This is a genomic window from Caulobacter sp. GSs2, assembly GCF_058680895.1.
Genome location: NZ_JBZWJL010000002.1, coordinates 100,411 through 114,074, shown reverse-complemented (window position 1 = coordinate 114,074; position 13,664 = coordinate 100,411). Strand labels below are relative to the sequence as shown.

General features: G+C 67.5%; 13 protein-coding genes. 5 read left to right on the top strand and 8 right to left on the bottom strand.

Features of this window, described 5'->3' with window-relative positions; all coding sequences use genetic code 11:
• Positions 1-85 precede the first annotated feature (85 nt).
• On the top strand, positions 86-1,351 hold the full coding sequence (locus tag ACW17Z_RS19520) for a type II restriction enzyme NmeDI-related protein (RefSeq protein ID WP_492058841.1): 1,266 nt from the start codon (positions 86-88) through the stop codon (positions 1,349-1,351).
• Here the strand turns inward: ACW17Z_RS19520 and ACW17Z_RS19515 are convergent.
• From ACW17Z_RS19515 to ACW17Z_RS19500, 4 genes are all read right to left on the bottom strand, one after another.
• A complete protein-coding gene (locus ACW17Z_RS19515) occupies positions 1,348-1,926 on the bottom strand; it encodes an RNA polymerase sigma factor (protein ID WP_492058617.1) in 579 nt (192 codons plus the stop codon). The two genes, ACW17Z_RS19520 and ACW17Z_RS19515, sit on opposite strands and share 4 nt — an antisense overlap.
• Entirely contained in the window at positions 1,923-2,363 is a 441-nt protein-coding gene (locus ACW17Z_RS19510; protein ID WP_492058616.1) for a Spy/CpxP family protein refolding chaperone, read from the bottom strand. Before ACW17Z_RS19510 ends, ACW17Z_RS19515 begins: the two co-directional genes overlap by 4 nt.
• A complete protein-coding gene (locus ACW17Z_RS19505; protein ID WP_492058614.1) occupies positions 2,360-2,653 on the bottom strand; it encodes a hypothetical protein in 294 nt (97 codons plus the stop codon). The genes ACW17Z_RS19510 and ACW17Z_RS19505 overlap by 4 nt, the downstream gene beginning before the upstream one ends.
• Before the next feature lie 131 nt (positions 2,654-2,784).
• Positions 2,785-3,177 (bottom strand): DUF305 domain-containing protein, encoded by a 393-nt coding sequence (locus tag ACW17Z_RS19500; RefSeq protein WP_492058613.1) that lies wholly within the window; start codon positions 3,175-3,177, stop codon positions 2,785-2,787.
• A gap of 324 nt (positions 3,178-3,501) precedes the next feature.
• On the opposite strand from ACW17Z_RS19500, the gene ACW17Z_RS19495 reads away from it, so the two are divergent.
• The 3 genes from ACW17Z_RS19495 to ACW17Z_RS19485 are packed head-to-tail and all read left to right on the top strand — an operon-like array spanning position 3,502 to position 6,847.
• Positions 3,502-5,991 (top strand): heavy metal translocating P-type ATPase, encoded by a 2,490-nt coding sequence (locus ACW17Z_RS19495; RefSeq protein ID WP_492058611.1) that lies wholly within the window; start codon positions 3,502-3,504, stop codon positions 5,989-5,991.
• Positions 5,988-6,419, top strand: coding sequence for a Cu(I)-responsive transcriptional regulator (cueR, locus tag ACW17Z_RS19490; RefSeq protein ID WP_492058609.1), 432 nt, complete (start codon positions 5,988-5,990; stop codon positions 6,417-6,419). The genes ACW17Z_RS19495 and cueR overlap by 4 nt, the downstream gene beginning before the upstream one ends.
• 47 nt (positions 6,420-6,466) lie before the next feature.
• The gene (locus ACW17Z_RS19485; RefSeq protein WP_492058608.1) at positions 6,467-6,847 is read left to right on the top strand and encodes a hypothetical protein; all 381 of its coding nucleotides are present in this window, start codon (positions 6,467-6,469) and stop codon (positions 6,845-6,847) included.
• Between the two features lie 26 nt (positions 6,848-6,873).
• Here the strand turns inward: ACW17Z_RS19485 and ACW17Z_RS19480 are convergent, their stop codons facing one another.
• Positions 6,874-7,233, bottom strand: coding sequence for a copper-binding protein (locus tag ACW17Z_RS19480; RefSeq protein WP_492058606.1), 360 nt, complete (start codon positions 7,231-7,233; stop codon positions 6,874-6,876).
• A gap of 170 nt (positions 7,234-7,403) precedes the next feature.
• Between ACW17Z_RS19480 and ACW17Z_RS19475 the strand changes: the two genes are divergently transcribed.
• A complete protein-coding gene (locus tag ACW17Z_RS19475) occupies positions 7,404-7,601 on the top strand; it encodes a heavy-metal-associated domain-containing protein (protein WP_492058604.1) in 198 nt (65 codons plus the stop codon).
• Positions 7,602-7,643: 42 nt separating this feature from the next.
• On the opposite strand, the gene ACW17Z_RS19470 is transcribed toward ACW17Z_RS19475, so the two are convergent.
• Genes ACW17Z_RS19470 through ACW17Z_RS19460 form a run of 3 tightly spaced genes read right to left on the bottom strand, consistent with a single transcriptional unit; the run spans position 7,644 to position 13,527 of the window.
• A complete protein-coding gene (locus tag ACW17Z_RS19470) occupies positions 7,644-10,775 on the bottom strand; it encodes an efflux RND transporter permease subunit (protein WP_492058603.1) in 3,132 nt (1,043 codons plus the stop codon).
• Positions 10,772-12,310, bottom strand: a complete 1,539-nt coding sequence (locus tag ACW17Z_RS19465; protein WP_492058601.1) for an efflux RND transporter periplasmic adaptor subunit — start codon at positions 12,308-12,310, stop codon at positions 10,772-10,774. Before ACW17Z_RS19465 ends, ACW17Z_RS19470 begins: the two co-directional genes overlap by 4 nt.
• Positions 12,307-13,527: a TolC family protein gene (locus tag ACW17Z_RS19460; RefSeq protein WP_492058600.1), complete on the bottom strand. Its 1,221-nt coding sequence runs from the start codon at positions 13,525-13,527 to the stop codon at positions 12,307-12,309. The genes ACW17Z_RS19465 and ACW17Z_RS19460 overlap by 4 nt, the downstream gene beginning before the upstream one ends.
• Between the last annotated feature and the right edge of the window lie 137 nt (positions 13,528-13,664).

The window sequence follows — 13,664 nt, the reverse complement described above, 5'->3', positions numbered from 1 at the left end:
GCCCGGTTCTTGACTTGGAAAGCAAGACTTCCACGCCTATTGACCAAGGGTGCGGCCGGGGAGAGCTGGATTGTCCGACGACTTGATGCGCGACCTTCTGCGGCGCTGGCGGGAGGATCCGCGCGGCGCCTATCGCACCTGGTTTCTCTGGGAGGACCGGATCAAGAACTTCCGTTCGATCCGGCGCGGCGTGCAGCAGGTGGCCGAGGAGATCGCCTACGGACGGTTCGGCGTGGCCTATCGCGGCTCCTCGCTCGAGACCGTCGTCCACTCGATCGCCGAGCAGCGCCAGGTCTTCAAGGGCGCCGACCACGCCTTCCTCTGGAAGCCCAAGCTGCGCATTCCCGACATCTACGAGCATCCCGGCAACCAGCGGGCCTTCGGGCGCTTGCTGGACGCCTGCGTCTGCTGTGACACCGCCGAGCATGTGCTGGCGGAGATCCATCGCATCGACGCCCTGCAGATCAAGGGCCTCGGACCGGCTGTAGCCAACATCCTCTACTTCCTGCACCCGACCATCGCCCCGCCGTTCAACACCGCGATCGTCCGCGGCTACAACGCGCTGTTCGGGGCGAACGTGAAGCTTGGCCGTTGGGAGCAATATCTGGCCATGCGTCAGGGGTTGATCGCCTTCAACGACAAGCACCGGGATCTGCTGTCAAACGATCTGGGCGCGGTCGCGGCGTTCTGCTTCGACATCGGCATGGGTCTCTATGCGCCGCCGCCGCGTCAGGATGACGCCGCCGCTCTAACATCCTGGCGTGAGGATTTGGCCAAGGTTCGGGAAGCCGTCGCCCTCAAGCCCGCCGTCGAGCAGGACGAGCGCACCCATACCCAGGTCCAGGGTTGGCTGCGCGATCTGGGCTTGGCCCTCGGCTACAAGGTGTTCATCGCCCAGAACGACCAGGGTCGCCTTCATGAGGGCGGCAAGCTGGGCGGGGGTTGCCTGGCGAGGTTGGGAGCCACGCTCGAAGCCGCGCCCGGCGCGGACGCCGTGCGACTGATCGATGTGCTGTGGCTCTCGGATCCCGACACCATCGTCGCGGCCTTCGAGGTCGAACACAGCACCTCGATCTATTCAGGCATCGTGCGCATGCTCGACCTGGCGCTCGGCGGCGCGGCCGGCAGCCTGCACGCGCTCTATCTCGTCGCCCCTGACAAACGAGAAGTTGATGTTCGCGCTCAGATCGGCCGGCCGGCCTTCAGCCGGATCGGGGATCTGTCGGTTCGCTACCTGCCCTATGGCGAACTGGACAAGCACCGCGAGGCGATCGGGCGCTTCGGAGCCGGCATCCAGGCGCTGGAATCGGTGTCTCATCGGCTCACGCCTGGCGAGAGGCCGTCGCGCTAGCGATCAAGGAAGGCTTCCGGATCCAACGCCGCCGCCAGGGATTTGCGAGCGCGATAGACGCGCGTCTCGACGGACTTGGGCGTAACGCCCAGGATCACGGCGGCTTCCTGATGTGACAGGCCTTCGAAGGCGGTGAGCACGAGCGGCGCCTTCAGGGCGTCGGGAAGTTTCGCCACTGCTTGGCGGAGAAGACTTATCGCTTGGTGTTGGCGCATCTGGTCGTCGGCGGGCGCGGCGGGGTCGATGGCTTGGGCCAAGGCGTCGTCGGGGGCGACGGACCCGAAAAAGAAGCGGCGCACGGCCATCTTCCGCCCGCGGTCTCGCGCCTTGTTGATGGCGATGGTGCGCAGCCAGGAGCCGAAGGAGCGCGATGCGTCATAACGATCCAAAGCCGCCCAGGCCGCGATGAACGCTTCTTGGACGGCTTCATAGGCCTCATCAGCATCGCCCGTATAACGCCGCAGCAGGCGGTAGAGACTTTCCTTGTGTCGGCCGACCAAATACGCAAACGCGCGTTCGTCGCCCCTCGCGGCCTGCACCGCGAGCGCTTCGTCGGTGGGCGTCGCCGCGATCACTGCGCCTGTTCGGTGAGGTTCTTGACGACCGTGTCGTCGAAACGCGCGGCTTGCTGCGGGGTCAGCACGGCGCGCATAGCGATAACGTGCTGGATGCTTTCCTTCTGCAGCGCGCCCATCGCCATGTGGAAGCGATCGATGGCCGCTTGGACCTTGGGTGTATAGCTGTGCTGTTCCTGGATCGCCTGCGCGAGTTCGGCGTTGGCGGCGCGCATCTCGGCCTCAAGGACCTTGCGCCGTGCCGCGTAGTCACGCTCCAGCCCGTCGATCCGTCGTTCCTGATCCGGCGTGAGGTTGAGCTTCTCATGCACCAGCTGATGCAGGGGCGTGTTGTGGTGCATCTGACGCACGACATACTGTCCGCCGCCCCAGACGCCGATCGCCGCCGCCAGGGCCGAAAGCACCAGCGTCAGAACGATGCTGCGGGTTACGCTCACTGATCACCCTCAAGCAGGGTAGACGGCGCCAGGTGAGCCGAGACCGAAAAGGTGCTGAACTGCTGAGGTGCCGAAACGGTGCTGGCCGCGGCCAGGCCGCCGGCGGTGACGCCCATCGCCATCGCCAAACCGATCGATGCGACCCGGATCGGCGCCAGGGCGGCCCCTGTCTTGAGGTCGGCGCGTTGACGGGCGATGCCGCGCGCCACGTCCCATTCCAGGCCGTCCAACGATCGGTCCAGCGGCTGCGCCGCCAGCTGATCGACCAAGTCGTCCAAGTTCAGAGTCATGCTCGGTCCTTCGCCCCCGGAGGTGTCCCACTGACTATACGCAGCAGAACCCCTTTACCCCGCAAGTCTGGAACGCGCGCGAAAATGACGCGCGGCGCAAAAGTGCGCCGGCGCCAGTTTCTACAGGCAGCCTATCCGCCGTGCTTGCGGACGAAAGCCTCCAGTTCGGCCTTGGCCTTGGTGTTTTCGTCGATGGTCATCTGCGCCATGCGCTTGGCTTCGGCGTCGCCGCCGTGCTTGAGCAGCGATTGGCTCATGTCGATCGCGCCTTGGTGATGAGCGATCATTTTCCTGGCCCACAGCACGTCGAAGTCGGAGGCCTTGGCCGCCATCATCGCCTTGCTCATCCGCATTTCGTCCATCTTCAGGGCGTCGCGGCCCATCTGGGCATGGCCCTTCATGCTCGTCTTGGACATATCCATGCCCTTCATGTCGTGCCCGGCCATGGACTGAGCCGAGGCGCCCGCGACGCCGACGGCGCCGAGCAGGCTGGCCGCGCACAACGCGGTCAAAATCTTGCGCATCTATTTTGCCTTCCAGATTTCTGTTGATCCGTCTCGCCATGATCGGCGCCGGTCGCCCGAATAGAACAGCAGACGAAGGTATTCGTTGCGAAAGAATGACCTGCATATTTGCGGAATAACACCTCCCATCATTGTAAGCCTGTGGCGAAAGTTCGAACGATTCCGCCGTTTGTTCGAACGATTATCTCCAGGCCGGCGAAAACCTTCCGATGAGGGGAAGGCCAGGGTCGGCGCGTACTCCTTGCAGGCGCCGCCGAACACCGACTTGACCTTCCCATGATAGGAGGGATCACAACGCTGGGCATCGAGAACAGGAGACCGCCGATGCCCGACCAAAACCTCAAGATCCTGGACCTGCCCGTGGTCGGAATGACCTGCGCGTCCTGCGTGCGCCGGGTCGAAATGGCGGTTGCCGCCGTGCCGGGCGTGACCTCCGCCAGCGTCAACCTCGCGGCCGAACGGGTTCACGTCGAAGGTGGCGATCCCATCGCGATCGTCGCGGCGATCCGCCAGGCCGGCTACGATCTCGCCCCTCAGACGATCGACCTTCGCATTGTCGGCATGACCTGCGCATCCTGCGTCTCGCGCGTCGAAAAGGCGTTGCTCAAAGCGCCTGGGGTCGAACGTGCGGTCGTCAACCTGGCCACGGAACGGGCCAGCGTCAGCGGCGCGCGCGGCGCGCTCGATCCCGATGCGCTGATCAAGGCGGTCGCCGAGGCGGGATATGCCGCGAGCCTGGTGCAAGAAGCTGGCGCCGATACCACCGACGACGAAGCCAAGGCGCGCCAGGCGGAGATCGCCGGCCTCAAGCGCGCGGTTCTGATCGCCGCCCTGGCCACCGCGCCGCTCTTCGTCGTCGAGATGGCCCGTCACTTCGTGCCTGGCGCCCACCATCTGCTGGCGACGACACTGGGCGAGCAGGCCTGGCGGCTGATCAGCCTGGTTCTGGCCAGCATCGTGTTGTTTGGGCCTGGACTGCGCTTCTACCGCAAGGGCGTCCCAAACCTGCTGCGCCTGACACCAGACATGAACAGCCTGGTCGTGCTCGGCGCGAGCGCGGCCTTCGCCTATTCGCTAGTCGCCACCTTTACGCCGGGGCTGCTGCCGGCCGGGACGGACGGCGTCTATTACGAGGCCGCGGCGGTCATCGTCACCTTGATCCTGATGGGCCGCTGGTTCGAGGCCCGCGCCAAGGGCGCGACAAGCCAAGCGATCAAGCGGCTGATGACGTTGCAAGCCAAGACCGCGCGGGTCGAACGCGATGGCGAAGCCGTTGAGATCGCCATCGGCGAGGTTCTGCCTGGCGATCTGGTGCTGGTCCGTCCCGGCGAGCGTCTCCCGGTCGATGGCGTCGTTGTCGATGGGGTGTCGTTCGTCGACGAGGCGATGATCACGGGAGAGCCGATCCCGGTCGAAAAGGCCGTCGGGGCCTTGGTGGTCGGCGGCACGGTCAACACCACCGGCGCCTTGAAGTTCAGGGCCACAAAGGTTGGCGGCGACACCCTGCTCGCCCAGATCGTGCGCATGGTGCAGGCCGCGCAGGGTTCCAAGCTGCCGATCCAGGCCCTGGTCGACAAGATCACGGCCTGGTTCGTGCCCGCCGTCATCGCCGTGGCCGTCGCGACCTTCCTGGCCTGGCTGGTGTTCGGCCCGCCGCCCGCCCTAGGCCTGGCGCTGGTTCACGCGGTGGCGGTGCTGATCATCGCCTGTCCGTGCGCCATGGGCCTGGCCACGCCGACCTCGATCATGGTCGGGACCGGCAGGGCCGCCGAACTGGGCGTCTTGTTCCGACGTGGCGAAGCCCTGCAGGCGCTGCAGGATGCCAAGGTCGTGGCGCTCGACAAGACCGGCACCCTGACCAAGGGCCGTCCGGAATTGACCGATCTGATCCTCGCGGACGGGTTTGGCCGGGGCGAGGTCCTGGGCCTGGCGGCGGCGGTCGAGGCGCGCTCGGAGCACCCGATCGCCCAGGCCATCGTCAGCGCGGCCAAGGCCGAAGGCGCGACGCTCGGCGCATTGAGCGACTTTGCCTCGACGCCGGGATTTGGAGCGCAAGGGATCGTGGCGGGGCGCCGCGTCGAGATCGGCGCCGATCGCTACATGCTGCGCCTGGCGCTGCACGTCGAGCCCTTCGCCGAGGAAGCCGCCCGTTTGGGCGACGCTGGCAAGAGTCCGCTCTATGTGGCGATCGACGGGCGTCTGGCGGCGATCCTGGCGGTGGCCGATCCCATTCGCGAGACAGCGCTCGCCGCCATCGCCGCTTTGCACGCCCAAGGGCTGAAGGTGGCGATGATCACCGGCGACAACCGTCGGACCGCCGAGGCGGTCGCCAGGATCCTGGGGATCGACGAGGTCGTGGCCGAGGTGCTGCCCCAGGGCAAGACCGAGGCGATCGCGGTCCTGCGCGCCCGTTATGGCGCGACGGCGTTCGTCGGCGACGGCGTCAATGACGCGCCGGCCCTGGCCAGCGCCGATGTCGGCCTGGCCATGGGGCAAGGGACCGACATCGCCATCGAGAGCGCCGACGTTGTGTTGATGGGCGGGGATCTGCGCGGCGTCGTCAACGCCCTGGCGCTCAGCCGCGCGACCTTGCGCAACATCCGCCAGAACCTGGTCTGGGCCTTTGGCTACAACGTCGTCCTGATCCCCGTGGCGGCGGGCGCGCTCGCGCCGACCTTCGGTCTGTCGCTTTCGCCAATGGTGGCGGCTGGCGCGATGGCGCTGTCCAGCGTCAGCGTCCTGTCCAACGCCCTGCGTCTGCGCGCCTTCACCTCGCCCCTGCCTGCGATCAAGCCAAGGAACGCTCACGCATGAACATCGGACAGGCGGCCAAGGCGTCCGGCGTCTCGGCCAAGATGATCCGCTACTATGAGCAGATCAAACTGATCACGCCCGCCGGCCGCACCGACAGCAACTATCGCAGCTTCAGCGAGCGTGAGGTCAATGAGCTGAGGTTCATTCGCCGCGCCCGCTCGCTGGGGTTTTCGGTCGAGGAGATCACTCACCTGTTGTCGCTCTGGCGCGACCGTGTCCGGCCCAGCCGCGAGGTCAAGGCGATCGCCGATGGGCATGTCCAGGCCCTGGAGGCCAAGATCGTGGAGATGCGAGCCATGGCCGACACGCTGCGCGACCTGTCTCGCGATTGCGCGGGCGATGATCGGGCCGACTGCCCGATCCTCGCCGACCTCGGTTCAGGCGCGCCGCCGAAGCGCGAGCCGGCTCCATCGCGGGGCTTTCGGTGATGCGGGCCCCGGCCTGGCTTTCGGGCGTCTGCTTGCTGGCGGGGCTGTTGGCCGTCCAAGCCACCGACTACAAGTTCGAGGCCGCTTCGCCAAGCCTGACGCGCGGCGTGGCGAAGACCATCCTGGTGAAGGTCACTCCCGTCGAACAGGGCCGCATCATGCCGCGGATGTCGGCGCGCGACGCCACGGTCAGCATGGCTCCGGGGCGCGGCGTTGCGGTGTTTCCGGCCTTCTTCGAGCCTTCGCTCGACTATGACCAGCTTCGGTTCCGCGCCGACCTGCCCATGACCGGCGACTGGGTGCTGGCCTTCACCCTTCAGCCCGTGGGCGAACCGACCAAGGCCGCGAGCGTCAACCTAAAGGTCGCTGATCCACCGCGCGCCGCGGGGCCGTCGCCGGCCACCGGACTTGTTCGCCCGCCGCGTTGATGCGCCGGGCGAACCGTCCTGAAGTGCTACTTGGCCGACATCGCCACGACTTCGGCCGAAGCGCCCATCGGCTTGAGCTTGAAATTGACGGCCTGACCGACCTTGAACGACTTGAGAACGTCCGGAGCGGCCTTGAACTTCATGGTCATGGCCGGCCATTTCAGCGCCGGGATCGGCTGGTGCTGCAGGGTCACCGTGCCGCCCTTGGCGTCGATCCCCTTGATCACGCCCTGGCCGTCGGCCGTCTTGGCCGGGGCGGGCGCGGCGTCGTGCTTCATGCCCGCCATGTCGCCCATCTTCATATCGCCCATCTTCATGTCGGATTGAGCCAGGGCGGGTCCGATGAGGGCCAAGGCCAGGGCGCCGGCGGCGAGGAAGGTCTTCATCGGTTTTTTCTCCTGTCGGTGCGGATCGACCGGAGAGGGCCGTCCTGCGCCAGAGAGATACGCGCCGGCCCAGGCCGATCCCTCAGCCAGGATTTCGGCGCGGCGCCCCTTGACCTTGCCATGATGGGAAGCCCCATCTGTTGCAGCGAAGTCGAACAAGGAAGAGCAAGATGCTTCGCTACACCATCGAGAACATGACCTGCGGCCACTGCGTCGCGACCGTCACCAAGGCCATCCATGGGGTTGACGCCAGCGCCGCGGTTCGCGCCGACGTGGCCGGCAAAAGCCTCGAAATCGACACCGGCGCGACCTCGGAGGCTGTTTCCGCCGCCGTTGCGGCAGCGGGCTATCGCGTGACACCGGTCTAAGACGAGAGGGCGGGCGTAGATCGCGCCCGCCCTCCCTCTGACCTAGATGCCGTGACCCTTGCGCCGCCGCCGCTCGATCAACAGATAGGCGGCCGGCACCACGAACATCGACAGCAGCGGCGCGCTCAGCATGCCGCCGATCATCGGCGCGGCGATCCGGCTCATTACTTCCGAGCCGGCGCCGTGGCCGATCAGGATCGGGATTAGGCCCGCCAGGATCACCGCCACGGTCATGGCCTTGGGCCTGACCCGCAGCAAGGCGCCTTCGCGGATCGCCTCACTGAGGTCGGCGTCTGTTAGGACGCCATGGCGCTCGGCCATGGCCTGATTGAGATAGATCAGCATCACCACCCCGAACTCGGCCGAGACCCCGGCCAGGGCGATAAAGCCGACCCCGGTGGCCACCGACTGGTTGAAGCCCAGCAGGTAGAGCGCCCAGAAACCGCCGGTCAGGGCGAAGGGCAGGGCGCCCATGATCAGGGTCGCCTCGTCGAAGCGGCGGAAGGTCAGGTACAGCAGCACGAAGATGATCAGCAGCGTCGCCGGCACGACGATCTTGAGCCGCTCGACCGCCCGCTGCAGATATTCGAACTGCCCCGAATAGCTGACGGTCACCCCTGCCACCGGCTTGACGTCCTTGGCCACCGCTCGTTGCAGGTCGGCGACCACCGAAGATAGGTCGCGGCCGCGCACGTCGACATAGACGAAGGTGGTCGGCCGGCCGTTCTCGCTCTTGAGCATCGGCGGCCCCTCGCTGATCGCCAGCTGGGCCACCGTGCCCAGGGTGATCTGTTGCAGCGATGGGGTGAGGATCGGCAGGGCCCGCAGGGCCTCCAAATCGCCGCGCACCTCACGCGGATAGCGCACGGTGATCGGATAGCGGGCTAGGCCCTCGACGGTCTCGCCAACCGTCTGGCCGCCGATCGCCCCCGAGACGATGGCCTGGACGTCGGCGATGTTGAGGCCGTATCGGCCGGCGGCGGCCCGGTCGATGCGGACATCGACATAGCGCCCGCCGGTCAGCCGCTCGGCCAAGGCCGAGCTGACCCCCGGGACGGTCTTGGCGACCTGGGCGATCTGCTGGGCGACCCGATCGAGATCATCAAGGTTCGCGCCCGACACCTTGACCCCGATCGGGCTCTTGATGCCGGTGGCCAGCATGTCGATGCGGTTGCGGATCGGCGGCACCCAGACGTTGGAGAGGCCCGGAACCGCCACCGTGCGGTCCAGGTCCTCGACCAGCTTTTCCGGGGTCATGCCGGGACGCCACTGGTCGCGCGGCTTGAAGCGGATGGTGGTCTCGAACATCTCCAGCGGGGCCGGATCGGTCGCCGATTCCGCGCGGCCGGCCTTGCCGAACACGCTTTCGACCTCCGGCACGGTTTTGATCAGCCGATCGGTCTGCTGGAGCAATGCGCTGGCCTTGGCCGCCGACAGGCCCGGCAGGGCCGAGGGCATATAGAGAAGATCGCCTTCGTCTAGGGTCGGCATGAACTCGCCGCCTAGCCGCGACAGCGGGATCAGGGTGGTGGCGAAGACCAGGGCGGCGATGACCAGCGTGGTGCGCGGACGCCCGAGCACCCAGTCCAGGGCCGGCGCATAGATCGCGCTCAGCAGCCGGTTGATGGGGTTGGCGGTCTCGGCCGGGATCTTACCGCGGATCAGATAACCCATCAGCACTGGGATCAGGGTGATCGACAACAGGGCCGCCGCGGCCATGGCGTAGGTCTTGGTGAAGGCCAGCGGGGCAAAGAGCCGCCCCTCCTGGCCCTGCAGAGTGAACACCGGGATGAACGAGAAGGTGATGATCAGCAGGCTCAGGAACAGGGCCGGGCCGACCTCGACGGCGGCGGCGGCGATCTCGTCCCAGCGTTCCTTGTCGCCGATCGTCTGGCCGGGATGATCGTGCGTCCAGCGCTCCAGATGTTTGTGCGCGTTCTCGATCATCACGACCGCCGCATCGACCATTGCACCGACAGCGATAGCGATGCCGCCTAGCGACATGATGTTGGCGTTGATCCCCTGGGCGCGCATGACGATGAAGGCTGCCAGCACGCCCAGCGGCAGGGCGATGATTGCCACCAGGGCCGAGCGCAGATGCCAGAGGAAGAGCGCGCAGACCAGGGCGACAACGATGAACTCCTCGAAGAGCTTGGACTTCAGATTGTCGATGGCGCGATCGATCAGGCCGGAGCGGTCATAGGTGGTGACGATCTCCACGCCTGGCGGCAGGGTGGTCTTAAGGATCTTCAGCTTGTCCTGCACCGCCTTGAGCGTGGCGCGGGCGTCCTCGCCCGAGCGCAGCACCACCACCCCGCCGGCGACCTCGCCCTGGCCGTTCAATTCGGCGATCCCTCGGCGCATCTCCGGCCCGATCTGGATCGTGGCGACCTGGCCCAGGGTGATGGGCACGCCGCCGGCCGCGGTCTTGATCGGCACAGCGGCGAAGTCGGCCAGGCTGCTCAGATAGCCGCTGGCCCGGACCATGTATTCGGCTTCGGCCATCTCGACGACCGAGCCACCGGCTTCCTGGTTGGCGCCATTCAGCGCCTCGACCACGGCCTGGTGAGTGATGCCGTAGGCCGCCAATTTCTGCGGGTCGAGCACAACCTGATACTGACGCACCATGCCGCCGATGCTGGCCACCTCGGCCACCCCCGGCAGGGTCTTCAGCTCATAGCGCACAAACCAGTCCTGCAAGGACCGAAGCTGGCTAAGGTCATGGCGTCCGGTTCTGTCGACCAGGGCGTATTCGAAGATCCAGCCCACACCGGTGGCGTCGGGACCGAGGGCCGGGCGGGCCCCGGCCGGAAGCCGGCTTTGGACTTGGCTAAGCGACTCCAGCACCCGCGAGCGGGCCCAATAGGGATCGGTTCCGTCGGCGAACAGCACATAGACGAAGCTGTCGCCGAAGAACGAGTAGCCGCGCACGGTCTTGGCGCCCGGCACCGACAACATGGTGGTGGCCAGGGAGTAGGTGATCTGGTCCTCGACCAGGCGCGGGGCCTGGCCCTGGGCCGGCGTGCGGATCACAACCTGCACGTCGGAAAGATCGGGCAGGGCGTCTAGTGGCGTTTGGCGGAGCGCCACAAGCCCGCCGGCCAGCAGAACCAGAGCCCCGAGCAGCACGAAGAAGCGGTTGGCCAGCGACCAGCGGATGACAGCGGCGATCAACGGCTTGCCTCCATGCGGCGGACACTGCGCACCGTGGGTCCATCCCGACGTTGTTCGAAGCCGAACGCTGCCTGATCGCCCCCCTTCAATCCTTGGGCCAGACTTGGTGGGTCGAGCTTGAAGGTCATCGTCATGGCCGGCCAGCCGATCGCGGGCACCGGGCTGTGGCTGAGCGTGATCGTGTCGGCGGTGATCTCTTCGATCCGACCTTGCGCCTGCAGGAGTGCGCTGGCCGCATTCGTCGGGCGTTTCACGGTTTGCGCGGTTCCGCCGCTGGGGGCGGCAACGGGCATCGACCGCACTGGCGTGCTCGCCGTGAGGGACCGAGGCTCCAGGCCCGCCAAACTGGCTTCGGAATCGAGCAGGAATTGGCCGGAGGCCACGACCTGATCGCCTGCGGTAAGGCCTGCCAGGATCTCGGTGCGATCGCCGGCTTGGCGACCGACTCGCACCTCGGCGGGCTGGTAGCGGCCTCCGGCCTGGGCCAGCATCACCAGGTCGCGCCGCCCGGTGCGGATCACCGCCTCGGCGGGGACGGTCAGGACAGGCGCGGCCTCGCCCCCGACGCTGGCGGTGGCGAACATGCCCGGACGCAGCCTGCCGCCGCGATTGGCCAGTTCGACGCGCACCTGCAGGGTGCGGCTGTCGGCCTCGGCGGCTGGCAGGATGGCGCTGACCCGGCCGCTGAAGGTCTCGCCGGGAAAGGCGAGCAACTGGGCCGAGACCGACTGGCCGATCTTGATCAGCCCGGCCTGGGCCTCAGGCGCCGACAGGGTCAGCCAAACCGTCGCAAGACCGCTGATCTGCGCCAAGCTCTGGCCCGAGGCCAGGCTCATGCCGGCCCAGACATCCAGGGTCTGGATCACCCCACCGATCGGCGCGCGCACCGTGGATGTCGGCTGGACCTTGCCGCCGTGCTCGACCGCGGCGATCAGGGATTGGCTCATGCCAAGCAAAGTCAGCCGCGACCGGGCGGCGGCCGTCAGGCGCGGGTCGCCGATGCGCCGCACGGCCAGATATTCGGTCTGCGCGCCCGCCCAATCGGGATTGAACAGGTCGGCGATCGGCGCGCCAGCCGCGATGACGTCGCCGGGGGCGTGGCCATAGACTCGCTGGACGAAGCCGGGGGTTCGGGTCTGGACGATGGCCAGGTCGCGCTGGTTGAACTCGATCGATCCTGGAATCGTCAGGCCGGGGGCGAGCGACGTCATCTCGGCGCGGGCCAATCTCATGCCCAAGGTCTGCGCGCTGCGCGGATCGACGGTGACGCCGGGCGCGTCCGGCCGGCTCTCGTCGGCGTAGCGGGGCACCAGTTGCATGTCCATGAACGGCGACTTGCCCGGCTTGTCGAAGCGCTGGGCGGGGACCATTGGATCATACCAGTAGAGAATCTTTCGGCCAGGCGCGTCGCCCGCGGCCGGGGCGGGCGCCTTTCGCCACTGGCCCAAACCATAGCCCCCGGCCGTGGCCAGAAGCGCGATGGCGGCGGCGCCCGCGATCATGGATCGGGTCGAGAGGGGCGAGACGCGGCTCATGACGCGGTTCCATAGGTCAGGTTGATCTTGGCGCTGTCGCGCGCGACGAGGGCTTGGCGGTCGAGGATCGAAAGCTTGGTCTCGGCCAGGTCGAGCAAGGCGCCGAGCACGTCGCTCAAGCTGGCGCGCCCAGCGGCGTAGCTGGCGGTCTCCAGGTCGGCGCGCTGCTGGGCCAGCGGCGCCAAGGTCTCTTGGGCGCGGGCCAACTGATCGTGGTGCATCTGGTGATCGGCAAGGTCGGCCTCCAGCGCGGCGAGCAATTGGCGTTCGCCCGCGGCCTTTTGACTTTCGGCCCCCCGGACCCTGGCGCTCTGGGCCGCGATCAGCGGTTCGCGCCGGGCCCGACCAAACAGCGGCAAGCCAAAGGTCACCTCGACCGACACCATGTCGCCATAGGCGCCGTCGCGCTTCTGGTAGGCGAGATCCCAACTGGTGTCGGGATGGACTTCGGCGCGCGCTTGGGCCAACTGGGTGCCGGCCGTCTGGCGCGCCGCGTCCAGGGCGCGGAGACTGGGATGGTCTGGCAGGCCGGCGCGCACGGCCTCGGCGTTGATGGGAAAGTCCGGAGCCGGCCCGATGGGCTGAGGTCCAGGCTCGGCGGTCCAACGGGTCAGTTCGGCGGCGGCGCGGGCCCTATCGGCCAGTAGTTCGCTGCGTCGATCGGCCAGTGCGGCCAGCTTCTGTTGCGCTTCCAGGGCTTGGCCGGGACGGGCGTCTCCGGTCGCGACGGCGGCGGGCCCCGCGTCGCGCAGCGGTGTGATCGCCCGTTCGACCGCAGCCAGGGCGGCCAGCTTCTGATCGGTGTAGAACAGATCGATCCAGGCCAGAGCTGCGGCCACTTGCGTCTCGCGCGCCGCCAGGGCCTGGCGGGCGCCGGCGGTCGTGACCTCCGCCCTGGCCGCCTGACGTGCGGCCTCGCGCTTGGCGGCGCTGGGCCGGTCCTGCATCAGGCCGACGCTGACCATGGTCATGCTGTCGCCGCCAAAAGTCCCGGCCGGTGGACCGGAGATCGGGAGATTGTCCAGGCCGACGCGCAGCTTTGGGTCGGGCAAGCTGCCCGCCGCCTTGCCCTGGGACTTGGCCGCCTCGAGATCGGCCGCTGTCGCGACCAGGGCCGGCGATTGCAGGGCCAGTTCCTGGGCGGCGTTGAAGGTCAGTGGGCCGGCCTGGGCGGCGTTGGCCAGCCCAAGGCCCGCGAGAAGCAAGAAGAGACGCATGAAGGAGTCCTGTCGGATCGTGCGAACGATGTCGGCGAAAGGCCTGACGGGATGCCTTGGCGGGGCGTTTGCAGCCGCCCCGCCAAGGCCGGCCGTCCAGGCGGCGGGAGGGGATCGCCCGCCGCCTGGGTTCAGCC

Coding starts and splice junctions, on each gene's coding strand:
- cueR (WP_492058609.1), top strand. CDS start 5,988: ATGAACATCGGACAGGCGGCCAAGGCGTCCGGCGTCTCGGCCAAGATG.
- ACW17Z_RS19480 (WP_492058606.1), bottom strand. CDS start 7,233: ATGAAGACCTTCCTCGCCGCCGGCGCCCTGGCCTTGGCCCTCATCGGA.
- ACW17Z_RS19505 (WP_492058614.1), bottom strand. CDS start 2,653: ATGACTCTGAACTTGGACGACTTGGTCGATCAGCTGGCGGCGCAGCCG.
- ACW17Z_RS19520 (WP_492058841.1), top strand. CDS start 86: ATGCGCGACCTTCTGCGGCGCTGGCGGGAGGATCCGCGCGGCGCCTAT.
- ACW17Z_RS19475 (WP_492058604.1), top strand. CDS start 7,404: ATGCTTCGCTACACCATCGAGAACATGACCTGCGGCCACTGCGTCGCG.
- ACW17Z_RS19500 (WP_492058613.1), bottom strand. CDS start 3,177: ATGCGCAAGATTTTGACCGCGTTGTGCGCGGCCAGCCTGCTCGGCGCC.
- ACW17Z_RS19495 (WP_492058611.1), top strand. CDS start 3,502: ATGCCCGACCAAAACCTCAAGATCCTGGACCTGCCCGTGGTCGGAATG.
- ACW17Z_RS19460 (WP_492058600.1), bottom strand. CDS start 13,527: ATGCGTCTCTTCTTGCTTCTCGCGGGCCTTGGGCTGGCCAACGCCGCC.
- ACW17Z_RS19465 (WP_492058601.1), bottom strand. CDS start 12,310: ATGAGCCGCGTCTCGCCCCTCTCGACCCGATCCATGATCGCGGGCGCC.